Genomic DNA, 23,480 nt, shown 5'->3' on the forward strand with positions numbered 1-23,480 from the left:
GGAAACGATCGAAAGAGCGCCAAGTGTAAGGCACGCGACGGATCGTCAGCGCGCCGACGAAGCGGTGCCGATGCCGGAACAGTTCGCGCAGCGACAGCGTCGGCGCGCTGTTGCAACAGCGTCCGCATGCATTGCACGCGAGCAGGTACGTGTCTACCACGGCCGCCGCACCGAATCCTGGTAACGCGTGAGGATGAAGCGCGCGACGTCGTCCGAGTGATATGCGGCGACGAGCTGCGCGACCCACGGTTTCGCGCGATCGGCGTTGCGCACCGTCAGCACGTTCGCGTACGGCGAACGCGCGTCCTCGATGCCGATGCTGTCGCGCGCGGGCTGCAGCCCGACGCGGGCGGCATCGTCGCTGTCGATCGCGACGAACGCAGCCGTGTCGAGCGCGGCGTAAAGACGATCGCGGCGCAGCGCGACAAATTTCAACCCGAGCCGGTTGCCGGTCACGTCGCGCAGCGTTGCACGCAGGCCGGCCTGCTCGCGCAGCGTCACCAGCGTGTCGTTCTGCAGCAGCACGAGCGCACGCGCCATCCCGCGCCGATCGGCGGGAATCGCGACCGTCGCGCCGGGCGGCAATTCGTTCAGGTTTTTCAGCTTGCGCGAATAAAGCGCCATCGGCAGCGTGACGGTCGGCGCGACTTCGGTCAGCGCGTAGCGTTTCCGCGCACGCGTCGCGGCAAGCTGTTGCGCATCCTCGAAGCTGGCCGCGTCGATCCGGCCGTCGGCGAGCGCCGCGTCGATGCGCGACGCATCGTCGAATTCGACGACGTCGACACCCAACCCGCGTGCAGCAGCGACCCGCTTCACTTCGTCCAGGATCTGCGCATGCACGCCGCGCGTCACGCCGACGCGCACGGCCGGGGCAACCGATTCGGCCGCAACGGCCGATCCCTGATGGACGACACCGCACGCGGCCAGCAGCCATACGGAAACGGATCGCACGATGCGGTTCCTCACGATGCATCCCTCAGGATCGTGCGAAAGCCGATGTGCGACGCGCCGAGATCGGCCTCCTGCTGTTCGCGCGATGACGCGCGATAGCGCACGCAGTAGTCGCGCGAGCACAGGAACGAGCCGCCCTTGATGACCATCGGCGTATCGTGCCGGCGCGTCGGCGGTGCGACGGCCGCCGTGTCGCCGTTGGCGTGCGGCTGATGCGGGCCCGTGTACGCGTCCTTCGTCCATTCCCAGGCATTGCCGATCATGTCGTAGAGGCGGAAGCCGTTCGCTGCATAACAGCCGACGGGCGCGAGACCCGCATGACCGTCCTCGGCCGTATCGAGCACCGGGAACGCGCCCTGCCAGTAGTTCGCGGCCGGCTTGCCCTGCGCATCGCGCGGCGCCGCGTCGAGCGACGCGTCGTCGCGGCCGGCCTTGCCCGCGTATTCCCATTCGGCCTCGGTCGGCAGATCGCGGCCGAGCCAGCGCGCATAGGCCAGCGCATCGCGCTGCGTGACGAGCGTGACGGGCAGGTTGCCCAGCCCGTCGACGCCGCTGCCGGGCCCGCGCGGATGACGCCACGATGCCCCCTTCACCCACGACCACCATGCGAGGTCGCGCGCATTCATCTCGTCGCGCGTCGGCATGTTGAACACCGCCGCACCGCCCTGCTGCTCGGCCTCGGTCACGTAGCCGGTCGCCTGCACGAATGCGGCGAACTGCGCGATCGTCACGTCGGTCTGGTCGATCCAGAAACCGCCGACGTGCGTGCGGCCGTCGCCGGCCGGACGCTCGTCCGCATAACCGCGCGTGCTGCCGAACACGAACGCGCCGCCGCGCAGATGCACCATCCCGGCCTTCGGGTCGTCGCGCCACTTTGCCGGCAGCCCCGAGTAGCGCTCGCACTGCCGCTCCGAGCCGAGCGGCGCGAGCGCGCGGCCGCGATTCGCGTCGTCGAAAGCGCCGCCCGCCGGCGCCGCCGGATTCGCATAGCCCACCGCGAACGCGGCGGCGAACAGCGTGGCGGCGAGCGCCGCGCCGATCGTCCAGAACCGGAACCGCATCGTGTCGTCCTTTCAAGAAAGCGCCTGCCCGCTCCAGGTTTTCCGCCCCGAAGGAAGCTCCCTTGGGGGATGCCCCGTCGGGGGCCCTGGAGCGAAGCGACAGGCCCGGGGGCGCTCAGTAATAACCGCGCGGACGCAGCGGCTCGACGCCGCCGACGTTGCTCATGTACGTCTTCCACTGGTCGACGAGCGTGCCGATCACCGACGGGTTCTGCGCCGACACGTCGGTCGTCTCGCCGCGATCCGATGCGAGGTCGTAAAGCTGCCAGTGACCGTCGAGCGGCCCGAGCGGCGGCTCGGTCCACAGCGCCTTCCAGCGCCCGTCGGCGCTGCGCAGGTACGCGCGGCCGTATGCTTCGTCGCCGAACGGCGCCGTATGCACCTCGCCCGTCGCCGAACCGGTGAGCACCGGCAGCAGCGACTGGCCCGTGACCGGGTACACGTAGCGGTTGTTGTAGATCACCTTGCCCTTGTTCTGGTCGACGCCCGTCAGCGTGTTGACGAGCGGCGGCGCCGGCTGCGACGGCGGCGTGACGCCCGCGACCGCGAGGAAGGTCGCCGTGTTGTCGGTCACGTGCGTGAACGCGCGCAGCGTCGGCAACTGCTGCGACTGGCCCGGCAGGCGCACGATCGTCGGCGTCGATACGCCGCCTTCGGCCGAGTAGCCCTTCGTGTGCCGGAACGGCGACGCGCTCACTTCGGCCCAGCGCAGCCCGTACTGCAGGCGCTGCGCGTTCTGCTTGCCGTTGTCGGTGCCGAGCGCCGAATAGGTCGGCTCCTGCGCGTTCGCGGTGTCGGTCGCCGTCGGGTCCGCGCCGGAATCGATCGGCCAGCCTTCCGCGCCGTTGTCCGACTGGAACATGATGAACGTGTTGTCGTATTCGCCGATGTCCTTCAGGTGCTGGATCAGCAGGCCGATGTTGTAGTCGAGGTTCTCGACCATCCCCGCGTAGATCTCCATGTAGCGCGCCTGCGCACGGCGCTCGGCCGGCGACAGGCTCGACCACAGCTTGTCGACCTTGCCGGTGCCGTAGTCGCTGTAGCCGTCCGCGGCCGGATGCACCGCGCTGATGTATTTCGCGCTCGCGGTGCCGTTGTTCGCGGTCGCGGGCGACGCCGCCGTCGTTTCGGGCACGCCGTCGAACGGCTTGAAGTCGGCGGGAATCAGGCCGAGCGCTTTCTGCCGCGCGATCCGCGCGTTGCGGATCGCGTCGTAGCCGGCGTCATAGACGCCCGCGTACTTGTGCAGCCACGGTTCGGGCACCTGCAGCGGCCAGTGCGGCGACGTGTACGCCGCATATGCGAAGAACGGCTTGCCGTCGCGCTGGTTCGAATCGATGTACGAGATCAGCTTCTGCGTATAGAAATCGGTCGAATAGAACACGGCCGGGCTGCCGCCCGTACCGCCCGGCTGCCCGGGCTGACCAGGCTGCACGTAACGGCCGTCCTCCGTGTAGTTCGACGAGCCGGCCGGCTCGTGCGCGAAGTGGTTGGTCGCCGCGCCGCCGAGCAGCACGTAGCTGCGCTCGAAGCCCCACTGGTCGGGCGTCTGCCCACTGCCCGTCGCACTGCCGACGATCCCCGAGCCGATGTGCCACTTGCCCGCGATATAGGTGTGGTAGCCGGCGTCCTTCAGCAGTTGTGCGAACGACAGCGCACGGTCGTTCAGGTAGCCCTCGTAGCCGGGCAGCCCGCGCCGCTCGTCGGTCGGCACGCCCATCGTGCCTTCGCCGACGAGATGGTGATCGGTGCCGGACACCAGCATCGCACGCGTGATCGCGCACACGGTGCCCGTGTGATGGTTCGACAGGATGCGGCCCGATGCGACGAGCGCGTCGAGGTTCGGCGTGTTGATCTCGCCGCCGAATGCATGGATGTCGGAATAGCCGAGATCGTCGGCCATGATGTACAGGATGTTCGGGCGCTTTGCGGCCTGCGGCGGTGTCGTGCCGGCCTGCGGAGGCGGCGGATCGCTGTCGACGCCGCCGCACGATGCGAGCGACACCGCGCCGGCGATCGCGGCGCAGACGACACGGAAACGGAAAGCATGCAACGGCGACGCGGACTTTTTCATTATCGTGAACGCTCGATCTACGGGATCGGCGATCTTATCTTCGCGCGCGCGGCGCCCAAAGTCGGATTCGTCACATGCTAACGGGGTGCGGGAATATGCGATGCGGGCCCGATGCAGGCCGTTTGGCGCGGCCCGCGCCGCGATGCGTCAGCTGCGCCCGCCGAGGCTGCCGCCGCCGTCCACGGCCAGCACCTGCCCCGTGACGAAACCGGCTTCGTCGGACAGGAAGAACGCGATCGCGGCCGCCACGTCATCGGGCGTGCCGAGCCGGCGCGCGGGAATCGTCGCGAGCACCTTGCGTTCGGCTTCGCTGCCGACCGGCCGCGTCTGTCGGAACAGTTCGGTCTCGATCGGGCCCGGCGCGACCGCGTTGACGGTCACGCCATGCTCGGCCAGTTCGAGCGCCCACGTGCGCGTGCAGCCGACGAGTGCGCTCTTCGCGGCCGAATACGCGGTGCGATCGAGGCTGCCGAAAATCGCGCGGCTGCAGATGTTGACGATGCGCCCGCGACCGCGCGCCTTCATCGCATCCGCAAAGTGCTGAGTGACCTGGATCGCGGCACGCACGTTCAGATCGAACACCGCCTGCAGCGACCCGAAATCGATCTGCCCGAGCGGCTGCGGCAACACGATGCCGGCGTTGTTGACGATGCCGTCGACGTCGTGCCGCTCGCTGATGCGCGCGAGCGTTGCCGCCGTCCGTTCGATGTCGGCAAGATCGCACGCGAGCAATTCGCCGGGGAAATCGATGCCCTGCGCATGCCGCGCTAGGCCGATGACGCGATGGCCGCGCTGCGCCAGAAATGTGCTGACCGCGAAGCCGATGCCGCGCGACGCGCCTGTGACGAGGTAGGTGCGGGATGACATGATTCGTGCCTGTGTGGAAGGAATCGAAGAAGTCGCGATGCGTATGCAGCCACGCGGCGCATCCGCGTTCCGGACGATTGTGCATCGGATCGGAAAAACGCGTACGGTCGCCACGCCCGCATCGTTCAGCCGCTCCGCCCGGATGCGGTGCGCGCTTGTGCGGGTCGCCTTCCCGCCTCAGTCTTCCGACGCCAGCATCCGCGGAATCTCGTCGACGAGCGCATCGATGACGACCCGCACCTTCGACGGCACGTGGCGCGACGACGGCCGCACCGCGAACACCTCGGCGCCCGACACGCTGTTGCTGTCCATCACGAGCACGAGGCGGCCGTCGCGCAGGTAAGGCGCCATCAGCCAGCACGGCAGCCACGCGAGGCCCGCGCCGGCAGCGGCCGCATCGGCGATCGCCTGCAGGTCGTCGAATCGCAGGCGGCCGGCCGCGCGGTGGTCGTGCACCGCGCCGTCCGCACCGATGATCCGCCATGGTGCCGGCTGCCCGCCGCGCGAATATGCGATGCCGACGTGCGACCCGAGTTCGTCGAGCCCCGTCGGCCGGCCGTGACGTTCGAGATACGCGGGCGATGCGCAAATGCCCATCCGCTGTACGCCAAGCCGCCGCCCGACGAGCGTGCTCGTATCCGCAAGCTCGCCGATGCGCACCGCGACGTCGAAACCGTCGTTGATCAGGTCGGCCAGGCGATCGCTGAACGACACGTCGATCTCGAGCCGCGGATGACGCTCGACGAGGCGCCGCATGACGGGCGCAACGCATTGCCGCCCGAACAGCACGGGCACGCTGATGCGCAGCCGCCCCGACGGCTCGCGCCGGCCCGCGTCGAGCGCGGCCTCCGTTTCGCCGAGTTCGGCCAGCAGCCGGCGGCACTGCTCGTAATAGACGAGCCCTTCGTCGGTCAGGCTGAGCTGGCGCGTCGTGCGCTGCAGCAGCCGCGCGCCGAGACGGCGTTCGAGCCGCGCGACGACCTTCGCGATCGCCGAACGCGTGACGCCGATGCGCAGCGCCGCCGCCGCGAAGCTGCCCGACTCCACGACGTCGACGAATTCGGCGACGCCTCTCAAACGCTCGTCCATGCGATTCCGCTCCGGTTGGATGACAGGTTTGTGTCCATGACGGCGACAGTCAGTGGCCGAATTCTCGCCAATGCGTCCCCGTGCGCAACACTATGATAGTTCTACCTATCTCGAAAAGGAGTCGACATGCACGCATGGCAAGTCAAACCCGGCGACGGCGCTGCCGGGCTCCGGCGCATCGACGCGACACGCCGGCCCGTCGGGCCGACCGACCTCGTCGTGAAGATCCACTCGGCAGGACTGAACTACCGCGACCTGATGTTCGCGCGCGGCGACTATCTCGGCATCGGCAAGGACGCGTTGATTCCTGTTGCCGACGGCGCCGGCGAAGTCGTCGAAACCGGCCGCGACGTCACGCGCTTCAAGCCGGGCGATCGCGTGATCAACACGTACTTCCCGCGCTGGATCGACGGGCCGCCCACGCCGCAGAAGGTCTCGGGTTCCCCCGGCGCGCAATTCGACGGCGTGCTGGCCGAGCACTTCGTGTCCGACGAAGCGGCGCTGGTCGCGATTCCCGCGCATCTCGACTACGACGAAGCGGCGACGCTGTCGTGCGCGGGCATCACCGCGTGGAATGCGCTGTTCGCCGACGGAGGCGCGGGGCCGGGCTCAACCGTCGTGCTGCTCGGCACGGGGGGCGTCTCGATCGTCGCGCTGCAGCTCGCGCACGCGGCGGGGTTGCGCACGATCGTCACGTCGTCGAGCGATGCGAAGCTCGAACGCGCCCGCGCACTCGGTGCGGATGCAACGATCAACTATCGCGCGACGCCCGAGTGGGAGCACGAGGTGCTGCGGCTCACCGGCGGCGCGGGCGCGGATCTCGTCCTGGAAGTCGGCGGACACGACACGCTGCCGCGCTCGGTCGCCGCGACGAAGCTGGGCGGCATCGTGTCGGTGATCGGCGGCGTCAGCGGCTTCGGCGGCCCCGAACTCGGGCTGCTTTCGCTGATCGGCGGCATTCGGCAATTGCACGGGATCATGGTCGGCAGCCGCGCGATGCTCGACGACGTCGTGCGGTTCGTCGATGCGAAGCGGATCAAGCCGGTGGTCGATCGCGTGTTCGGCTTCGACGAAGCGCCGCAAGCGTATGCGTACCTGCAGTCGGGACAGCATTTCGGCAAGGTCGTGATTCGCGTCGCTTCGTGATGGATGAAGGCGGCGGGCCGCCGCCTTCTTTCCGGCGGGTTCCATCAGAACTTGTGCCGAATCCCCGCATGCACCATCAACTGCTTCGACGTCGACGACAGATCGGCCGCGCCCGGGATATACGCCTGATCGAGCGACGAGCCGGTCGCGTCTCCTGCGATCCGCTGATACGCGCCCATCAGATACACATCCGTGCGCTTCGACAGGTTGTAGTCGGCCATCAACCCGATCGAATGAATCCTCGGCTTCGCGGCGCCGGTCGTCGCGTCGTAGCGCACCGTCGTGTACACATATTGCGCGCCGACGAACAACGCCGGCGTGAACTGATACTTGCCGTTCACTTCGAAGTTCTGATACTTGATCGACGTCACCGCACCACCCGCAAGCGGCCCGGTCACCGGTGCGATCGTTTCGTCGCCGAACAGGTAGCCGACGTTCGCGGTCGGCCGCGTGACGTTGCTGTTCGTGTACGCGAATCCGACCGTCGCGGGCCCTGCGGTGTAGTTGATGCCCGCCCCGAAGATCCGCAGCCGTGCCGACGCGAAGTTCGCATCGGCGCCGACCGACCCGGAACCCGCGATCGCACCGCCCGATGTTGCGCCCGGGTTGTCCGCGTTCAGGAACGCCGCACCGACGAGCAGGCCACCCTGCTCGTACTGCGCGCCGACGCTCCAGACCCGGTTGTTCGCGAAACCCGTGTCGTTGCTGAAGCTGTACGTGCCGCCGAACGAGAAGCCGGAGAAATCCGGACTCGCATACTTCACGGTATTGTTCGTGCGGAACGTGTTGCCGGTGTTGTCGTTGTCGAGCGGGTGCGAGAACGGATAGACGCCCCAGCTCCCGTTCGCGGTCGTCGGCGCGAGATAGTCGACGACCGAATCGTATTGCCGGCCGAGCGTCAACGTGCCGAAGCGCGTGCTGCCGAGCCCGACGTAGGCCTGACGCCCGAACATGCGGCCGCCCTGCGCAAGCGTGCCGCTGTTCACGTTGAAGCCATTCTCGATCTGGAACAGCGCGCTGTAGCCGCCGCCCAGGTCCTCGGTGCCCTTCAGCCCCCAGCGGCTGCCCTGCGCGAAGCCGCTCGCCATCTGCCACGCACTGTGCCCGCCAACGTTGTTCGTATAGTCGATTCCCGCATCGACGAGGCCATAGAGCGTGACGCTGCCTTGCGCGAACGCGAACGCGGGCGCTGCGCACAGCGCCGGAAGCGCGACAAAAATCGATCTCCAGTTCATCCGTAATCCTTATTTATTTATGGTCGATCGCGCACATTGCGTGCGCTGCTGCTTACTTCGTGCCGTAGATATCGAAGTCGAAATACTTCCGGTTGATCCGCTGGTACGTGCCGTTCGCGAGAATCGTTGCGAGCGCGCGGTTGAATGCGTCGCGCAGGTCGTGGTCCTGCTTGCGCAACCCGAGGCCGTCGCCCTGCCCGAAGTACTTCGCGTCGTCGATCGGCGCGCCGGCGAACATGAAGTCCTTGCCCTGCGGCTTCTTCAGAAAGCCGTCGCTGGCCGCGATCGATGCCTGGAACGCCGCGTCGAGCCGCCCCGTCACGAGATCGGCGTACACCTGATCCTGGTTCTGGTACGACACGATCTGCACGCCGGCCGGCTGCCAGTTCGCGACCGCGTAGTCGGCCTGCGCGGAACCCTGCTCGACGCCCACGCGCTTGCCTTTCAGCGATTCGGCCGTCGGCAGCAGCGGCGTGCCCTTGCGCGCGATCAGCCGGGCGGGTGCATTCGAGATGCGGTTCGTGAACGCGATCTGCTGCATCCGCTTCGGCGTGATCGTCATCGACGACGCGATCACGTCGAACTTGCGCGCGAGCAGCCCCGGGATCATCCCGTCGAAGCTCGACTCGACCCACACGCAGCGCGCGTGCAGCTCCGCGCACAATGCATTCGTGATATCGATCCCAAAGCCCGTCAGCGTGCCGTCGGGCAGCTTGTATTCGAGCGGCGGGTAAGTCGGATCGACCGCGAGGCGAATCTCCTTGTCCGTCCAGTCGCCCGCATGCACCGATCCTGCCGCCAGCGCTACCGCGAGCGCCGCCATCCACTGTTTCATTGCCCGTCTCCTTGTGTAAATCGTGAATCGTGACCCGAAATCGTGCAGCCGCATCACCCGAGGTATCGCTCCGCGAGCGCGGTCCAGTAGCTCGCACCCGTCGCGAGGCAAGCATCGTTGAAGTCGTAGCCCGGGTTGTGCAGCCCGCATCCAGCCGTGCCGTCGCCGTTGCCGATCGACAGGTAGCTGCCCGGGCACGCCTCGAGCATGAATGCGAAATCCTCGCTCGCCGCGATCGGCCGCAGATGCGGAATCAGCGCCGCGTCGCCGCCCCATTCGCGGGCCACGTCGCGCGCGAACGCCGTTTCCGCCGCGTGATTGACGAGCACCGGATAGCCGTATCGATAGTCGATCTCGGCCGTCGCGCCGTAACTCGCGGCCTGCCCATCCACGATCTCGCGGATGCGTCGCTCCAGCAGCGCGCGCACGTCCGGCGACAGCGCACGCACGCTGAGTTCAAGGTCCGCATGCGGCGGGATCACGTTCGATGCGGTGCCCGCATGGATCGAGCCGGCCGTGACGATCGCCAGTTCCTGCGGATTCACGTTGCGCGACACGACCGTCTGCAACGCCATCACGATCGACGCGCACACGACCACCGGATCGATCGTCGTGTGCGGCGCGGCGCCATGCCCGCCGCGCCCGATCACGCGCACGCACACCTCGTCGGCCGACGCCATCGCCGCCCCGTCGCAGAAGCCGAGCACGCCGGCCGGCAGGCCCGGCACGTTATGCATCGCGAACACGGCATCGCACGGAAATTGCGTGAACAGTCCGTCGTCGATCATCCGCTTCGCGCCGCCGAGCCCTTCTTCGGCCGGCTGGAAAATCAGGTTCAATGTGCCCGCGAAGCGCGCGCGCCCCGCAAGACAGCGGGCCGCCGCAAGCAGCATCGCCGTGTGGCCATCATGGCCGCACGCGTGCATCACGCCGTCGCGCCGGCTCGCATGCGGCAGCCCGGTTGTCTCGCGGATCGGCAGCGCGTCCATGTCCGCGCGCAATCCGAGCCGTTTCCCGGCGCCGCGCGTCAGCGTGCCGACCACGCCCGTGCCGCCGAGCCCGCGCGTCACCCGATAACCCCACGTTGTCAGGCAATCGGCAACGAGATCGCTTGTCGCGTGCTCCTCGAAGCCAAGTTCGGGATGCGCGTGCAGCCGATGACGCAGCGCGATCATCTCCGCCTCGATGGCCGTTATTTCCGGATGAATATGTTTCTGGTCCAACCCCGATTCTCCTGAATGCATTCCGGTCGTCGATCGCCCGGATGACCGATCGTGGCCGAATCGTATGCAGCGAAAATCCCGGCGACCAGCCTCGGTTTCGTTATGATGACAACCTTTCGTTGTCGGGTATCGCACCATGAGCAACATCAAGCTGCATCAGTTGCAGGCGCTCGTCGCGAGCGCGGAGGCCGGCAGCATCCGCGGCGCGGCACGCACGCTCGGGCTGTCGCAGGCGGCCGTCACGCGCGCGCTGCGCGAGCTGGAGGCGAGCGAGCGCCTGCCGCTGCTCGTGCGTGCGCCGGAGGGCATCGGCTTCACCGAATACGGAAAGACGCTGCTCACGCACGCGAAGCTCGTGCTGAAGCAGCTCGAACACGCGCAGAGCGATCTCGAACGCATGCGCGGCCGCGTCGAGGGCCGGCTGAGCATCGGCGTCACGCCGTGGCTCACGATGACGTTCCTCGCGGAAGCCGTGCTGCGTTTTCGCGAGCGGATGCCCGACGTGCGCCTCGAACTCTACGAAGCGCTGATGGCCGTCGCACAGCCGCTGCTGCGCGACGGCAGCATGGACTTCGCGCTCGGGCACGTGCAACCGGGCGGCACGCAGGAATTCGCGTTCGAGCCGATGCTGCGCTACGAGACCTCGGTCATGGTGCGCGCCGGCCATCCGCGCGAACGCGCACGATCGATCCACGACCTGCTCGACAACGACTGGGTGCTGAATTTCGCGGCCGACGGGCAAGCCGCGCTCGTCGACTACCTGTTCACGCGCCACGGCGCACGGATCGACGAACGGCGCATCGTGCGCGCGCAGTCGGTCGCGATGCTGCAGACGATGCTCGAGCAGGCCGACATGTGCACGTGGTGCCCGACGGTACTCGCGGCCGTGCCGCCGTTCGGCGAACGGATGCGGCCGTTGCAACTGAAGGAGACGTTCGAGCCGCGCGACCTCGGGATCGTCACGCGCCGCAGCAGCACGCTGAGCGACGCCGCTCGCTGCTTCATCGACTGCCTGCTGCACGTGATCCGCAGGCATGCGCGCTCCGCGCGCAGGGAGGATCTCGCGCTGTTCAGGACGGTATCGCTGCTGATCTGATCTCCGCCCCGCCCGTCTCCCGTCCATAGCGCATCCGCGCGAATGCTTTTCCGAATCCGTTATTGGATCGCGCCGCCGAGCGTTTTTATACTCGTCAGCACTCTCTCCCAAAGAGTGCCAGCCAATTTCGACAGAACAGCACAGGACGAAAAGATGAGCCTACGCCCCTTGCACGACCGCGTCATCGTGAAGCGACTCGACCAGGAAACCACCACCGCGTCGGGCATCGTGATCCCCGACAGCGCCGCAGAGAAGCCCGACCAGGGTGAAGTGATCGCCGTCGGCCCCGGCCGCAAGGACGCGGACGGCCAGCGCATCGTGCCCGACCTGCAGGTCGGCGAGCGCGTGCTGTTCGGCAAGTACGCGGGCCAGGCCGTCAAGGTGGACGGCAATGAGTTCCTCGTCCTGCGCGAGGAAGACATCGTCGCGGTCGTCAATCAATAACGGAGCGCAATCATGGCAGCGAAGGAAATCATTTTCAGCGACGTCGCACGGGCGAAGCTGACCGAAGGCGTGAACATTCTCGCGAATGCGGTGAAGGTCACGCTCGGGCCGAAGGGCCGCAACGTGGTGCTCGAACGCAGCTTCGGCGCGCCGGTCGTCACGAAGGACGGCGTATCGGTCGCGAAGGAAATCGAACTCGCGGACAAGCTGCAGAACATCGGCGCGCAGCTCGTGAAGGAAGTCGCGTCGCGCACCAGCGACGCAGCCGGCGACGGCACGACCACGGCCACCGTGCTCGCACAGGCGATCGTGCGCGAAGGCCAGAAATACGTCGCGGCCGGGCTCAACCCGCTCGACCTGAAGCGCGGTATCGACAAGGCCGTCGCAGCGGCCGTCGACGAGCTGAAGAAGATCAGCAGGCCGACCACCACGAGCAAGGAGATCGCGCAGGTCGCGACGATCTCCGCGAACGGCGAGGAATCGATCGGCCAGCGCATCGCCGAAGCGATCGACCGCGTCGGCAAGGAAGGCGTGATCACCGTCGAGGACGGCAAGTCGCTCGCCGACGAGCTCGACGTCGTCGAGGGGCTGCAGTTCGATCGCGGCTACCTGTCGCCGTACTTCATCAACAATCCCGACAAGCAGATCGCCGAGATCGAGAACCCGTACATCCTGCTGCACGACAAGAAGATCTCGAACATCCGCGACCTGCTGCCGGTGCTCGAACAGGTCGCGAAGTCGGGCCGGCCGCTGCTGATCATCGCGGAAGATGTCGAAGGCGAGGCGCTCGCGACGCTCGTCGTGAACAACATCCGCGGGATCCTGAAGACGGTTGCCGTCAAGGCGCCGGGCTTCGGCGATCGCCGCAAGGCGCTGCTCGAGGACATCGCGATCCTCACCGGCGGGCAGGTCATCGCCGAGGAAACGGGCCTGACGCTCGAGAAGGCGACGCTCGCCGAACTCGGCCAGGCGAAGCGCATCGAGGTCGGCAAGGAAAACACGACCGTGATCGACGGCGCGGGCGATGCGAAGAACATCGAAGCGCGCGTGAAGCAGATCCGCGTGCAGATCGACGAAGCGACGTCGGACTACGACCGCGAAAAACTGCAGGAACGCGTCGCGAAGCTCGCGGGCGGCGTTGCGGTGATCAAGGTCGGCGGTGCGACCGAGATCGAGGTGAAGGAGAAGAAGGATCGCGTCGACGACGCGCTGCACGCGACGCGCGCGGCCGTCGAGGAAGGCATCGTGCCGGGCGGCGGCGTCGCACTGATCCGCGTGCGGCAGGCGATCCGCGAGCTGAAGGGCGTGAACGCCGACCAGGATGCGGGCATCAAGATCGTGCTGCGCGCGCTCGAGGAACCGCTGCGCCAGATCGTCGCGAATGCGGGCGAGGAAGCGAGCGTCGTCGTCGCGAAGGTCGCGGAAGGCTCGGGCAACTTCGGCTACAACGCGCAGACGGGCGAGTACGGCGATCTCGTCGAATCGGGCGTACTCGATCCGACCAAGGTCACGCGCACCGCGCTGCAGAACGCGGCATCGGTCGCCGGGCTGCTGCTGACGACCGATGCAACCGTGTTCGAAGCACCGAAGGATGCGGCGCCGGCCGCGACGCCGGGCGGCCCCGGTGCGGGCGGGCCGGGGTTCGATTTCTGACGATGCGCCGCGCGTGATGGTTCGCCGGCATGCGCTGTCTTGCGGAAACATGCAACGCGTGGCGACGGAAGTCGTCACGCGTTTTTTTGTTTGGGATCGACGCAACACCGTGGTGCGCAGGCCCGTTGCAGCGCTCGGGTAAGATAAAGGCCCATCCCGCCGCGCCGTCTTCCACGCCATGTCGACCACCGTCAACGTCTTGCTCCCGCTCGCCGGCGTCCTGCTGCTGAGCGTCGCCAGCCCGGGCCCGAACTTCGTGATCGTCACGGCGACCGCTGTCGCATCGCGCCGCGCCGGCGTGATGACGGGGCTTGGACTGGCCGCCGCGTCCGGTACCTGGGCTGCGATCGCGATCGCCGGGCTGAGCCTGCTCGTGACCCACGTGGCGTGGATACACACCGCACTGCGGCTTGCGGGTGCCGGCTACCTGATCTGGCTCGGCCTGAAAATGATTCTGACCGCACGCAAGCCATTGCCCGTTTCCGCACCGGCCACTGCCTCCGACTGGCACGCCGCGAAAAAGGGCTACGTCGTCAGCATGACGAACCCGAAATCCGTCGCGTTCTACGGCAGTATCTTCGCGCTGATGGTGCCGACCCACGCGCCGGCATGGCTCGATCTCGCGGTCGTCGCGTTGTCGATCGCGATATCGTGCGCGTGGTATTGCGCGATGGCGCTGCTGGCGTCGCACCCGTCGGTGCGCCGGCTGCTGGTTCGACGCAAGGCCGTGCTCGATACGACGGCCGGCTTGCTGCTGATGGGCGTCGGCGGCCGGATGCTCGCCGGGCGTTGAGCGACGTGCCTGACGCATTGCCCTCACACCTTTACGACCTTTTTACTTGCGCCCGCGTGTGCGTTCACTAGAATGTGTTCGCAATCCACCACCGAGCACGCGACATGCGCATCCGAAGTCCTCGTCCCCCGAGTTGCTTTTCTGCCTGACAGGCAGGGCGCCTGCGTCTCTCTTTCCCGAGCCGCCGTCCTGCCGACAGGCGGACGGTGCGCGCCGTAGTCACATCCGCGCACGCTTGAATACGACGTCGATGCGGTAATCGCGCATCGTGCGCTCAGGCGTGTGCTCGCGGCAAATCCCCTGCAACGACGCGCGATCGATCCGCCGCCCCGGCAATGATCGATCGCCTGCCCGCATCCGGCATGGCGATACGGTCAGTCGTCAGCGAACCGCCGACCGCACCACTCGACTGCGCGCCTTACGTGCGCAACAGCGGCTTCACGTCCGGGCAGATCTCACGCGTGCTGAAGCTCAGGCGCTGCTGACACGTTTGCACGGCGCATTGCGCGCCGCGTCTCGATCGTCTTTCATACAGGAGCAATCATGCTTGGCTTGACGTTCTGGAAACACGTGATCGGCGCGCGGGCCGATGCCATCCGCGAAGACAAGGCAACTGCGCACGACCGGCACCGCCGGCGGTCGAGAACGCTCGTGCTGACCAGCGCCGCGGTGGCGTTCGCCGCCATCGCGTTCGGCGCGCCGGTCGTCGGCATTTCGGTCTTTCTGCTGACGACGCTGCCGTTCGTCCTGTCGGGCACGTGAAGACGTCCGTATCGCGCACGCGGCGCAAGCCACGCCGCAATCGATACGAAATTTTAATGCCGCCCCCCGCGTCTCTGACACCGTCTTTACGCGGATGTGTCTAGGATTTCCGTGTCATCACGACACGGAGAGATCCGCATGCAAACGCAGCAGGCCGCCGTCGGCGGCCAACCCGACCTTCCCCATCGACGCGGCGGCTTGCCGCTCGCGACCCGGCTGGCGGATGCCTGTCCGCCGGACAACATCCTGCTCGACGTGCCGGTCGAAAGCGCGATCCAGTTGTTCGACCTCGCCGCGCGATACGTCGCGCGCAGCAGCGGAGTTTCCGCGGAACGGATCCGGACCGAACTGGCGAGGCGCGAACGGCTCGGTTCGACCGGCCTCGGCCAGGGCGTCGCGATTCCGCATGCGCGTGTCGACGGGCTCGGCTCGGCCGTCGCGCTGTTCGTTCGCGCGCTGGCCCCGTTCACGTTCAATGCGCCGGACCGCAAGCCCGTGCGCGAATTCATCGTGCTGGTCCTGCCGAAAGAGGACGACCGCGCACACCTCGAACTGCTCGCCGACGCGGCGCGGTGCTTCAGCGAACGCCCGTTCCGGCAGGCGTCGCGCGACGCGCTGACGCCCGGCGAGATTCACCGGCTCATGCAACGCACGCACTGACGCCGCGTCGTGCGGCGACAGGCACTTCCATCATTATTTCGGATTCCCATGTTCCCAGACCCTGAAAGTCCCGCTCTTGCGTCACGGCGCGTGGCCGGCTTGGCTCGCTTGCTGCCGTTCATGCAGGCCCTGCACGGGCAGACCGTCGTCATCGTCGATGGCGGCGCCGCGAGCGATACGCACGCTCGCCAGGCATTCGCGCAGGACGTCGCGCTGCTCGCGCTCACCGGCATTCGTCCGGTCGTCGTCCAGGGCGTGCCGGCCGCGTCCGGCAAGCAGCCGGTCCAGGCCACGCGCGCCGCGCTGGCCGACATCAACCACGAACTGGTGCGCGCGATCGGCAGCCACGGCGTCAAGGCGATCGGCATCGACGGTCACGACGGCGGCCTGCTGATTGCCGGCGCCGAATCCGACCGCGCGAACACGAGCCCGGTCGCGCAATTCGACGGCACCGCGTTGAACGCGTTTCTCGGGAACGGGCTGGTGCCCATCGTGATGCCCGTCGCGCCGGACGACGCAGGCCAGGATCGCCTGCTGCGCCCCGAACGCATCGGCAGCCTCTTCGCGCAGCGCACCGGCGCCGTCACGCTGGTGATGATGGTCGAAAGCGCGCTGCTGCGCGAACTCGGCGAACTCGCGGGGCTGTACGGCATCACGGAACTCGAGCAATGGCTCGCCGAGCATCCGGCAGCCGATGCGGCGCCCTGCATACGGGAGGCGCTCGATGCGCTCGCGCACGGCGTGCAGAACGTCCATCTCGCCGATATCGGGCAACCCGAATCGCTGATCGACGAACTGCTGACTGAGGAAGGGTCGGGCGTGGTGTTCTGCCGTCGCGGCAATACCGACCTGCTGTCGGAAACGCGCCGCTACTTCGCCGATTCCGCGTGCGTGCTGCGCGACGGCTTCAGCGTCGAGCAGAAGCAGGTCGTGCGTTTCTGATCGGGTAGCAGGAAATCGCTTGCGGCAACCCACGAGGGCCGCCGCAAGCGAACGACGTCAGCGGTCAGCGCCGTGTCGCGAGACGCCGCACCACACGAACGAGCGCATCGACCTCGTCGCACGTGTTGTAGAACGCGAGCGAAGGCCGCACCGTTGCCTCGAGCCCGAAACGCCGCAGGATCGGCTGCGCGCAGTGATGCCCCGAGCGCACCGCGATGCCCTCTTCGTTCAGCGCCTGCCCGACTTCCTCGGTCTCATAGCCCTTCAGCACGAACGACAGCACGCTCGCCTTGTCGCGCGCGGTGCCGACGAGCCGCACACCCGGCACCGGCGCGAGCACGCTCGTCGCATACGCGAGCAGGTCGTGCTCGTAGCGAGCGATGTTCTCGATGCCGACACGGTTCACGTAGTCGAGCGCCGCGCCGAGCCCGACCGCATCCGCGATGTTGCCGGTGCCGGCCTCGAAGCGGTTCGGCGGCGGCTGGAACACCGTACGCTCGAACGTCACGTCCGCGATCATGTTGCCGCCGCCCTGCCACGGCGGCATGTCGTCGAGGATCGCGCGCTTGCCGTACACGACGCCGATCCCGGTCGGCCCGTAGATCTTGTGTCCGGAGAACACGAAGAAATCCGCGTCGAGCGCCTGCACGTCGACGCGCATGTGCGAGATCGACTGCGCACCGTCGACGAGCGCCTTCGCACCCACGCGATGCGCGAGCTCGACGATCTCCTTCACCGGCACGACCGTGCCGAGCGCATTCGACACCTGCGTGACGGACACGATCTTCGTGCGGTCGTTGAGCAGCTTCCGGTATTCGTCGAGCAGCACCTGCCCCGAATCGTCGACCGGAATCACGCGGAGCTTCGCGCCCTTTTGCGCGGCAAGCTGCTGCCACGGCACGATGTTCGCGTGATGCTCGAGATGCGACACGACGATCTCGTCGCCCTCGCCGACGTTCTGCACGCCCCACGTCTTCGCGATCAGGTTGATCGCCTCGGTCGTGCCGCGCACGAACACGATCTCGTCGGGCGACGACGCGCCGATGAAACGCCGCACGGTGTCCCGCGCATGCTCGTAAGCATCCGTCGCGCGACCGGCCAGCGCATGCGCGGCGCGGTGGATGTTCGAGTTCTCGTGTGCGTAGAAATACGCGAGGCGGTCGATTACGGCCTGCGGCTTGTGCGTCGTCGCCGCGTTGTCGAACCAGATCAATTGCTTGCCGTTCACGCGCTCCTGCAGGATCGGGAAATCGCGGCGAATCGCGTTCACGTCGAACGGCGGGTGCGCGCCGCGATGCAGGTTGCCGTGCGGCTCGACCGCATGCGTATCGTCGATGAAGTAGCGCGGCACGTCCGCGCCCGATGCGCGCGACACCGGCACGTCGCGATGCACGGCGAGCAGGTCGCGCAGCGCAGCGTCGCCCGGCAGCCCGAACGCTTCCGGCGACGCGAGGCCGTTCGACGGCACGACGATGTCCTGCGGCGTCGCCTGCCAGCCCTGCAGCGAACCGTCGGTGAAGTAGTACGGCGACGCAGCCGGCGCTGCCTTCACCGCGCCTTCCGACGCCGCCGCATTGCCCTGCGGCACGCCGAGCGCCGCGCCGCCGATGCGCGGCTCGAGCGCGGGCGCGATCGACACGACGTTGTCTGGCAGCCCGTTCTGCGCGGCCGCATGCGGCGCGAGCGCGGGCACGCGATTGCCGAGCGACAACACGTGCGTCGGTGCGGACGGCGCGAGGTTCGTGCCGGGCGCCTTGCCCTGCGGCAACGCGAAACCCGGCACGCCGGTGCCGGTGCCGCCCGGCCCCGCGAGCGGCGAGCCGGCCGGCGCCGGGTTGCTCACCGACGCGAGGATCGGCGCGGCGGCCGGCAATGCCGACGGCACGCCGCCGACCGCACCGCTGCCCGCCGACAGCCCGGGCGCGGTGGCCTGCCCGGGCGGCGTCGAGAAGAACTCGGACGCAAGCCGCGCCAGTGTCGCGGGATCGGGCAAGCCTGCCGGCAGCGGCGCGTGCGGCAGCGCGTGCGCGTCGCCGCCGGCCAGGCCGGGATTAACGGTAGGTGTCGGGATAGTCATGGAACTTGGCGATTTCGACGTCATCGAGGACAGCCAGCGCATCCGGCGAATGGACCGCGAGCGAGCAATACAGCGAGATCAGGTACGACGCGATCGCCTGATTGTTGATCCCCATGAAGCGCACCGACAGGCCCGGCCCCTGCTCGCCCGCGACGCCCGGCTGATAGAGGCCGACGACGCCCTGCCGCTTGTCGCCGACGCGCAGCAGCAGGATCTTGGTCTTGCCGTCCGCGACCGGCACCTTGTCCGACGGGATCAACGGAATGCCGCGCCACGTGAGGAACTGCGAGCCGAACAGGCTGACCGTCGGCGGCGGCACGCCGCGCCGCGTGCATTCGCGGCCGAACGCGGCGATCGCGAGCGGGTGCGTGAGGAAGAACGCGGGCTCCTTCCACACCTTGGTCAGCAGCTCGTCGAGATCGTCCGGCGTCGGCGCGCCCGTCAGCGGGAAGATTCGCTGTTCGTCGGTCACGTTCGCCAGCAGCCCGTAGTCGGGGTTGTTGATCAGCTGGCTTTCCTGCAGCTCCTTGATCGTCTCGATCGTCAGGCGCAGCTGTTCCTTGATCTGGTCGTGAGGACTGCTGTAAAGATCGGAGATCCGCGTATGCACGTCGAGCACCGTGCTCACCGCGTTCAGGAAATATTCGCGCGGTTGTTCCTCGTACGGCACGAAGGTCTGCGGCAGCACGCTTTCGTCCTCGAGCTGCGTGCATGCGGCACGCACGGCTTCCGGGTTCTTCACCTGGTTCAAGCGGTAGATGCCGGCCTCGACCGGCACCCACTGCAGCAGATGGGTCAGCCAGCGCGGCGTGATCGTGGAAAGCTGGGGGACGGTCTTGGTAGCGTTCGCTAGTTGGCGGGCGGCGTGATCGCTCAGCGCGGCCGTGCCGCTTGCAACGGTCGACATGTGTGGCTCCGGGTTCTTAAGATGAAAAACGGGATTGCTTATGACGCGAGGGGATTATCGGAAGCACGCCCCTGCCGGCTCAACATGCTATAGCCGTCATGTCGTGCAACCGAAAGGGAAACGAAACGGGGCGGCCTCAGGTGACGTACGCGCCCGGCAGCAGCGTCGAGATCGACACGTCGAACGCGCGCGCGATCTTGTCGGCCGTGACGATCGACGCGATCGCCTCGCCGCGCTCGATCTCGCCGACATACGAGCGGTTCAGCCCCGCGTGCTCGGCAAGCTGCTCCTGCGACCACGTGCGCGCTTCGCGCAGCTTGCGCACGTTGGCGCCGAAGTGATGGATGAGGTCGCTCATCGCGCCTCCCAGGCGACACGCGCCGCCGCGCGCGGCGCGGCGTTCGCTTCGCTGCGCAGCACGGCCTGCGTGACGTTCGCGCCTGCCGGCACGTCCTGCGTGAGCCACACGTTGCCGCCGATCACCGCGCCGCGCCCGATCGTCACGCGGCCGAGGATCGTCGCGCCCGCATAGATCACCACGTCGTCCTCCACGATCGGATGGCGTGCAAGCCCTTTCTCCAGATGGCCGGCCGCATCGCGCGGAAAGCGCTTCGCGCCGAGCGTGACGGCCTGGTACACCCGTACGCGCTCGCCGATGATTGCCGTCTCGCCGATCACGACACCCGTGCCGTGGTCGATGAAGAAACCCGCGCCGATGCGCGCGCCCGGATGAATGTCGATGCCCGTTTCCGCATGCGCCTGCTCGGCGATGATCCGTGCGAGCAGCGGCAGGCCGAGCCCGTACAGCTCGTGCGCGAGCCGGTGGTGAATCATCGCGAGGATGCCCGGGTAGCACAGCAGCACTTCGTCGACGCTGCCGGCCGCCGGATCGCCGTGAAAAGCAGCGAGCACGTCGCTGTCGAGCAGCCGGCGAATCTCCGGCAGCCGCGCGGCGAACGCCTGCACGGCCGTCGAAGCGACTCCTTCGACGTTATCGATCGGCTCGTCGGCATTGCGCTGGCGCGCCGCGTAGCGCAACTCGAGCGTCACCTGCGCGAGCAGCGCGTTCAATGCCGCGTCGAGTGCATGGGCCACATGAAAGTTCTCGCTCTCCTGGCGCAGGTCGGGCGGCCCGAGCCGCATCGGGAACAGCACGCCCTTCAGCGCGCCGACGATCTGCGCGAGCGCCTCGCGTGCCGGCAGGTCGCGCCCGCCCGGCTCGAGCGAGCGACGCTGCTTCTCGCGCCACGCGCGGCGGACGGTCTGCAGCGATTGAACGATATCGTCGATGTCGAATGCGGCCATGCTGACTTCTCCCCTTGTCGGCCGTGAATCAGTCCTGCGCCCACGGCAGGCCGCGAAAACGCCAGCCGTTGCTGCCGCCGCGATGCCGCCCTTCGTCGAGGTCGCCTTCGAACCCTTCGAGCACGTTGAATACCTGCGTGAAGCCGCCCTTCGTCGCGGCCTCGGCCGCCTGCGCGGACCGGTTGCCGCTGCGGCACAGGAGCAGCACCACCGCGTCCTTGCCGGTCTTCGCTTCCAGTTCGCGCACGAAGCGCGGGTTGCGCGTCAGGCTCGTGCCGGTCGCCCACGGCACATGCAGCGACTCCGGCACGTGGCCGACGAATTTCCGTTCCTCGGCGGTGCGCACGTCCACCAGCAACGCGTCGCCGGCCGAGAACAGCGCCCACGCGGCCTGCGGCGCGACGCCGCCCGCGTAGGGCGTGCCGGCCGCCGCGGCCGCCGCACGTGCGTCTTCGAGCGCCTGCTGTGCAGCGGTTCGTTGTTCCAATGCAACCGTCATGACACTTCCTTGTTTTCGCAGATTCGTATGATCAAAAAACACCGGGAATGCGGCCGTTGCAGCTTGCGTGCTGTCTATAGCCGTCAGCGCCACTATGCGAGTGCGGCCGGGCAAGCAGAACCAATAAAAATTCATTTCCTAATCAGCGGCGCGCGAAATGCAATAGCAGACGCGCGTGATCGGGCGAATTGCTGCCTGGCGAGAGGTAATGCCGACGAAAGGCGCCGGGCGGTATGCGTGCCGCCTGATGCGTGGGTGCGTCGCTTCCTGGGCGGAAAGGTCCGGCGAGTCGGGCCGCCGAACGGGACCCGAACGAATGATGCGGATAGCTATAACGTTGTTCCTGCAACGATATCGACGATGAATCCGCGGCGTCGAACCGTCTCGACGCAAGGCGCGCTCGCACATGCGTCGAGATGCGCCGCCGCCGCGCAGTGGCGCCTCATCCGCTTACTGTGCGTCGTGCTTTGCACGTTCCGCGGCCGCGATGATCGCGTCGGCCACCGCCTTCGGCTGGCTCAGCATCGCGACATGGCTGCCGTTCACGCGCGTGACCGTCGCGCCGATCCGCTTCGCCATCGCCTCTTGCAGCTTCGGATCGATCATCCGGTCCTGCGTCGCGACGACGAACGTCGACGGCTTCGCATGCCACGCAGCCTGCGCGACCTTCTCCGAAATGCAGCCGCCATACCACGGCCCCTGGGTCGCCGCAACGATGCGCTGCTGCGCGGGCGGCAGGTCCGGCGCGAAATCCTGCGCGATCGCCTTGTCCGACAGCCGCGTGAAGCCGCCCGCGTCCTTGCGCAATTCACCAGCCCATGCCGGTGCAGGCAGCCCCTGCGTGACGTCGGCGATCGACTGGCCGTTGTCGGGCGCGAATGCCGCGACGTAGACGAGCGACTTCACCTTGTCGTCGTTGCCCGCATCGCTGATCACGACGCCGGCCCACGAATGGCCGACCAGCACGACCGGCCCCTTCTGCTCGTCGATCGTGCGCTTCGTTGCGGCCGCATCGTCGGCAAGCGAGCTCAGCGGATTCTGCACCGACACCACGTGCAGCCCGCGTGCCTCGAGCAGCGGAATCACGCGGTTCCAGCTCGAACCGTCGGCGAACGCGCCGTGCACGAGCACGACATTCGTGCCCTTCAGGTCGTCCTTCGGCGCGGCCTGCGCCGCGACCGCACCGAACAGTCCGCCGATCACCGCCGCGGATACCAGAACCCGTTTCATCGAACCGGCCATCGTCATGCTCCTTTCTCTGTTGTGTTGTTACATGAAGTGAAGTGCTGCGGTAGCGGCCGCGCCTGCATGCGGCAGGCGCGGCAACGGATCACGAATGCGCGTACAGGTCGTCGTCGGCGTTCCGCGCGGAGCGCGCCGGTGCCGCGTCGCGATGGCTGGCGGGCGTCGACGCATCGGCCACGTTGTCGCCCTGCGACTTCGACGGGCCGTTCTGGTCGGAACGCACGACCTGCAGCGCGGCGGCAACATCGTCCGGGTAATGCGGTTCGCTACGGGCCGGGTTGTAGCCGGCCTGCTCGAGCCGGACGAGTTCGGCGCGCACGTCGGCACGCGACAGGCCGTGGCCGGTATCGGCGAACGACAAAGCGGGGACGGCAGCGAGGACAGCAACAGCGAGGATTCGGGCGGCTTTCATGAGTGTTCTCCTAGACGGAAGTTGGGGTGTCGATCACTTGGCATCCGATGCGAACGTCAGGCATCGAACGTTTCCTGCATGTCGACAGTAGAACCCGCCCACGTATCCGGCATGTTTCCGAAACCGGTGCTTTGTGCATGCCATTTTTTCCGGAACGGCCGCAGATACAGTGCGATACAAACCCGCCTGCCGAAGTGATCCCCG

23 protein-coding genes and 1 pseudogene are annotated in these 23,480 nt (G+C 67.5%); 8 read left to right on the forward strand and 16 right to left on the reverse strand.

Annotated elements, in window-relative coordinates; all coding sequences use genetic code 11:
* Nucleotides 1-4: 4 nt before the first annotated feature.
* The 6 genes and pseudogenes from AC3WLY_RS01520 to AC3WLY_RS01545 all read right to left on the reverse strand — a co-directional run.
* Nucleotides 5-160: pseudogene (locus tag AC3WLY_RS01520) on the reverse strand (flagellin N-methylase); the annotation flags it as partial.
* Nucleotides 154-966: a MetQ/NlpA family lipoprotein gene (locus AC3WLY_RS01525; RefSeq protein WP_492309555.1), complete on the reverse strand. Its 813-nt coding sequence runs from the start codon at nucleotides 964-966 to the stop codon at nucleotides 154-156. The gene AC3WLY_RS01525 and the pseudogene AC3WLY_RS01520, both read right to left, overlap by 7 nt.
* A complete protein-coding gene (locus AC3WLY_RS01530; protein ID WP_492309556.1) occupies nucleotides 963-2,012 on the reverse strand; it encodes a formylglycine-generating enzyme family protein in 1,050 nt (349 codons plus the stop codon). Before AC3WLY_RS01530 ends, AC3WLY_RS01525 begins: the two co-directional genes overlap by 4 nt.
* A gap of 115 nt (nucleotides 2,013-2,127) precedes the next feature.
* On the reverse strand, nucleotides 2,128-4,086 hold the full coding sequence (locus tag AC3WLY_RS01535; RefSeq protein WP_175960764.1) for an arylsulfatase: 1,959 nt from the start codon (nucleotides 4,084-4,086) through the stop codon (nucleotides 2,128-2,130).
* A 147-nt stretch (nucleotides 4,087-4,233) separates the two neighbouring features.
* Nucleotides 4,234-4,953: an SDR family oxidoreductase gene (locus tag AC3WLY_RS01540; protein ID WP_492309557.1), complete on the reverse strand. Its 720-nt coding sequence runs from the start codon at nucleotides 4,951-4,953 to the stop codon at nucleotides 4,234-4,236.
* A gap of 177 nt (nucleotides 4,954-5,130) precedes the next feature.
* Nucleotides 5,131-6,042 (reverse strand): LysR family transcriptional regulator, encoded by a 912-nt coding sequence (locus AC3WLY_RS01545; protein ID WP_492309558.1) that lies wholly within the window; start codon nucleotides 6,040-6,042, stop codon nucleotides 5,131-5,133.
* Between the two features lie 126 nt (nucleotides 6,043-6,168).
* On the opposite strand from AC3WLY_RS01545, the gene AC3WLY_RS01550 reads away from it, so the two are divergent.
* Nucleotides 6,169-7,188 (forward strand): zinc-dependent alcohol dehydrogenase family protein, encoded by a 1,020-nt coding sequence (locus AC3WLY_RS01550; protein ID WP_492309559.1) that lies wholly within the window; start codon nucleotides 6,169-6,171, stop codon nucleotides 7,186-7,188.
* 44 nt (nucleotides 7,189-7,232) lie between these two features.
* Here AC3WLY_RS01550 and AC3WLY_RS01555 read toward each other — a convergent pair whose 3' ends face one another.
* From AC3WLY_RS01555 to AC3WLY_RS01565, 3 genes are read right to left on the reverse strand one after another with little or no spacing between them, the layout of a single operon-like run.
* Nucleotides 7,233-8,423, reverse strand: coding sequence for a porin (locus AC3WLY_RS01555; protein WP_492309560.1), 1,191 nt, complete (start codon nucleotides 8,421-8,423; stop codon nucleotides 7,233-7,235).
* Nucleotides 8,424-8,475: 52 nt separating this feature from the next.
* Nucleotides 8,476-9,258: an ABC transporter substrate-binding protein gene (locus tag AC3WLY_RS01560; protein ID WP_492309561.1), complete on the reverse strand. Its 783-nt coding sequence runs from the start codon at nucleotides 9,256-9,258 to the stop codon at nucleotides 8,476-8,478.
* A 53-nt stretch (nucleotides 9,259-9,311) separates the two neighbouring features.
* On the reverse strand, nucleotides 9,312-10,502 hold the full coding sequence (locus AC3WLY_RS01565) for a M20 aminoacylase family protein (RefSeq protein ID WP_175960772.1): 1,191 nt from the start codon (nucleotides 10,500-10,502) through the stop codon (nucleotides 9,312-9,314).
* A 115-nt stretch (nucleotides 10,503-10,617) separates the two neighbouring features.
* Here AC3WLY_RS01565 and AC3WLY_RS01570 point away from each other — a divergent pair, with 115 nt between their 5' ends.
* The 7 genes from AC3WLY_RS01570 to AC3WLY_RS01600 all read left to right on the forward strand — a co-directional run bounded on the left by AC3WLY_RS01570 (nucleotide 10,618) and on the right by AC3WLY_RS01600 (nucleotide 16,831).
* Entirely contained in the window at nucleotides 10,618-11,577 is a 960-nt protein-coding gene (locus AC3WLY_RS01570) for a LysR substrate-binding domain-containing protein (protein WP_492309562.1), read from the forward strand.
* Nucleotides 11,578-11,730: 153 nt separating this feature from the next.
* A complete protein-coding gene (locus AC3WLY_RS01575; protein WP_011356207.1) occupies nucleotides 11,731-12,021 on the forward strand; it encodes a co-chaperone GroES in 291 nt (96 codons plus the stop codon).
* A 12-nt stretch (nucleotides 12,022-12,033) separates the two neighbouring features.
* Complete coding sequence (gene groL / locus AC3WLY_RS01580) at nucleotides 12,034-13,674, forward strand: chaperonin GroEL (protein ID WP_425131861.1); 1,641 nt, start codon at nucleotides 12,034-12,036, stop codon at nucleotides 13,672-13,674.
* Between the two features lie 178 nt (nucleotides 13,675-13,852).
* Nucleotides 13,853-14,467 carry a LysE family translocator gene (locus AC3WLY_RS01585; RefSeq protein ID WP_175960775.1) on the forward strand — a complete coding sequence of 205 codons (615 nt, stop codon included), beginning with the start codon at nucleotides 13,853-13,855 and terminating at the stop codon, nucleotides 14,465-14,467.
* 543 nt (nucleotides 14,468-15,010) lie between these two features.
* Nucleotides 15,011-15,229 (forward strand): hypothetical protein, encoded by a 219-nt coding sequence (locus AC3WLY_RS01590; protein ID WP_244137292.1) that lies wholly within the window; start codon nucleotides 15,011-15,013, stop codon nucleotides 15,227-15,229.
* A 138-nt stretch (nucleotides 15,230-15,367) separates the two neighbouring features.
* Entirely contained in the window at nucleotides 15,368-15,889 is a 522-nt protein-coding gene (locus AC3WLY_RS01595) for a PTS sugar transporter subunit IIA (RefSeq protein WP_175960776.1), read from the forward strand.
* Nucleotides 15,890-15,937: 48 nt separating this feature from the next.
* Entirely contained in the window at nucleotides 15,938-16,831 is an 894-nt protein-coding gene (locus tag AC3WLY_RS01600) for an amino acid kinase family protein (RefSeq protein WP_175960778.1), read from the forward strand.
* Nucleotides 16,832-16,895: 64 nt separating this feature from the next.
* Here AC3WLY_RS01600 and AC3WLY_RS01605 read toward each other — a convergent pair whose 3' ends face one another.
* From AC3WLY_RS01605 to AC3WLY_RS01635, 7 genes are all read right to left on the reverse strand, one after another.
* On the reverse strand, nucleotides 16,896-18,908 hold the full coding sequence (locus AC3WLY_RS01605; protein ID WP_492309563.1) for a family 2A encapsulin nanocompartment cargo protein cysteine desulfurase: 2,013 nt from the start codon (nucleotides 18,906-18,908) through the stop codon (nucleotides 16,896-16,898).
* Complete coding sequence (locus AC3WLY_RS01610; RefSeq protein ID WP_006479760.1) at nucleotides 18,883-19,815, reverse strand: family 2A encapsulin nanocompartment shell protein; 933 nt, start codon at nucleotides 19,813-19,815, stop codon at nucleotides 18,883-18,885. The genes AC3WLY_RS01605 and AC3WLY_RS01610 overlap by 26 nt, the downstream gene beginning before the upstream one ends.
* A 136-nt stretch (nucleotides 19,816-19,951) precedes the next feature.
* Nucleotides 19,952-20,173, reverse strand: coding sequence for a helix-turn-helix domain-containing protein (locus AC3WLY_RS01615; protein WP_011356215.1), 222 nt, complete (start codon nucleotides 20,171-20,173; stop codon nucleotides 19,952-19,954).
* On the reverse strand, nucleotides 20,170-21,120 hold the full coding sequence (gene epsC, locus AC3WLY_RS01620; RefSeq protein ID WP_492309564.1) for a serine O-acetyltransferase EpsC: 951 nt from the start codon (nucleotides 21,118-21,120) through the stop codon (nucleotides 20,170-20,172). Before epsC ends, AC3WLY_RS01615 begins: the two co-directional genes overlap by 4 nt.
* Before the next feature lie 28 nt (nucleotides 21,121-21,148).
* Entirely contained in the window at nucleotides 21,149-21,619 is a 471-nt protein-coding gene (locus AC3WLY_RS01625) for a rhodanese-like domain-containing protein (RefSeq protein ID WP_425131866.1), read from the reverse strand.
* Nucleotides 21,620-22,069: 450 nt separating this feature from the next.
* A complete protein-coding gene (locus AC3WLY_RS01630; protein ID WP_492309565.1) occupies nucleotides 22,070-22,861 on the reverse strand; it encodes an alpha/beta fold hydrolase in 792 nt (263 codons plus the stop codon).
* Between the two features lie 88 nt (nucleotides 22,862-22,949).
* On the reverse strand, nucleotides 22,950-23,276 hold the full coding sequence (locus tag AC3WLY_RS01635) for a DUF4148 domain-containing protein (RefSeq protein WP_492309566.1): 327 nt from the start codon (nucleotides 23,274-23,276) through the stop codon (nucleotides 22,950-22,952).
* Between the last annotated feature and the right edge of the window lie 204 nt (nucleotides 23,277-23,480).

The organism is Burkholderia sp. FW306-1C-G01B, from assembly GCF_058781685.1.

Bases quoted from the DNA above. Each gene is read 5' to 3' on its own strand.
- AC3WLY_RS01530 (WP_492309556.1), bottom strand. From the start codon at position 2,012: ATGCGGTTCCGGTTCTGGACGATCGGCGCGGCGCTCGCCGCCACGCTG.
- AC3WLY_RS01535 (WP_175960764.1), bottom strand. From the start codon at position 4,086: ATGAAAAAGTCCGCGTCGCCGTTGCATGCTTTCCGTTTCCGTGTCGTC.
- AC3WLY_RS01540 (WP_492309557.1), bottom strand. From the start codon at position 4,953: ATGTCATCCCGCACCTACCTCGTCACAGGCGCGTCGCGCGGCATCGGC.
- AC3WLY_RS01545 (WP_492309558.1), bottom strand. From the start codon at position 6,042: ATGGACGAGCGTTTGAGAGGCGTCGCCGAATTCGTCGACGTCGTGGAG.
- AC3WLY_RS01550 (WP_492309559.1), top strand. From the start codon at position 6,169: ATGCACGCATGGCAAGTCAAACCCGGCGACGGCGCTGCCGGGCTCCGG.
- AC3WLY_RS01555 (WP_492309560.1), bottom strand. From the start codon at position 8,423: ATGAACTGGAGATCGATTTTTGTCGCGCTTCCGGCGCTGTGCGCAGCG.
- AC3WLY_RS01560 (WP_492309561.1), bottom strand. From the start codon at position 9,258: ATGAAACAGTGGATGGCGGCGCTCGCGGTAGCGCTGGCGGCAGGATCG.
- AC3WLY_RS01565 (WP_175960772.1), bottom strand. From the start codon at position 10,502: ATGCATTCAGGAGAATCGGGGTTGGACCAGAAACATATTCATCCGGAA.
- AC3WLY_RS01570 (WP_492309562.1), top strand. From the start codon at position 10,618: ATGAGCAACATCAAGCTGCATCAGTTGCAGGCGCTCGTCGCGAGCGCG.
- AC3WLY_RS01575 (WP_011356207.1), top strand. From the start codon at position 11,731: ATGAGCCTACGCCCCTTGCACGACCGCGTCATCGTGAAGCGACTCGAC.
- groL (WP_425131861.1), top strand. From the start codon at position 12,034: ATGGCAGCGAAGGAAATCATTTTCAGCGACGTCGCACGGGCGAAGCTG.
- AC3WLY_RS01585 (WP_175960775.1), top strand. From the start codon at position 13,853: ATGTCGACCACCGTCAACGTCTTGCTCCCGCTCGCCGGCGTCCTGCTG.
- AC3WLY_RS01590 (WP_244137292.1), top strand. From the start codon at position 15,011: ATGCTTGGCTTGACGTTCTGGAAACACGTGATCGGCGCGCGGGCCGAT.
- AC3WLY_RS01595 (WP_175960776.1), top strand. From the start codon at position 15,368: ATGCAAACGCAGCAGGCCGCCGTCGGCGGCCAACCCGACCTTCCCCAT.
- AC3WLY_RS01600 (WP_175960778.1), top strand. From the start codon at position 15,938: ATGTTCCCAGACCCTGAAAGTCCCGCTCTTGCGTCACGGCGCGTGGCC.
- AC3WLY_RS01605 (WP_492309563.1), bottom strand. From the start codon at position 18,908: ATGACTATCCCGACACCTACCGTTAATCCCGGCCTGGCCGGCGGCGAC.
- AC3WLY_RS01610 (WP_006479760.1), bottom strand. From the start codon at position 19,815: ATGTCGACCGTTGCAAGCGGCACGGCCGCGCTGAGCGATCACGCCGCC.
- AC3WLY_RS01615 (WP_011356215.1), bottom strand. From the start codon at position 20,173: ATGAGCGACCTCATCCATCACTTCGGCGCCAACGTGCGCAAGCTGCGC.
- epsC (WP_492309564.1), bottom strand. From the start codon at position 21,120: ATGGCCGCATTCGACATCGACGATATCGTTCAATCGCTGCAGACCGTC.
- AC3WLY_RS01625 (WP_425131866.1), bottom strand. From the start codon at position 21,619: ATGACGGTTGCATTGGAACAACGAACCGCTGCACAGCAGGCGCTCGAA.
- AC3WLY_RS01630 (WP_492309565.1), bottom strand. From the start codon at position 22,861: ATGGCCGGTTCGATGAAACGGGTTCTGGTATCCGCGGCGGTGATCGGC.
- AC3WLY_RS01635 (WP_492309566.1), bottom strand. From the start codon at position 23,276: ATGAAAGCCGCCCGAATCCTCGCTGTTGCTGTCCTCGCTGCCGTCCCC.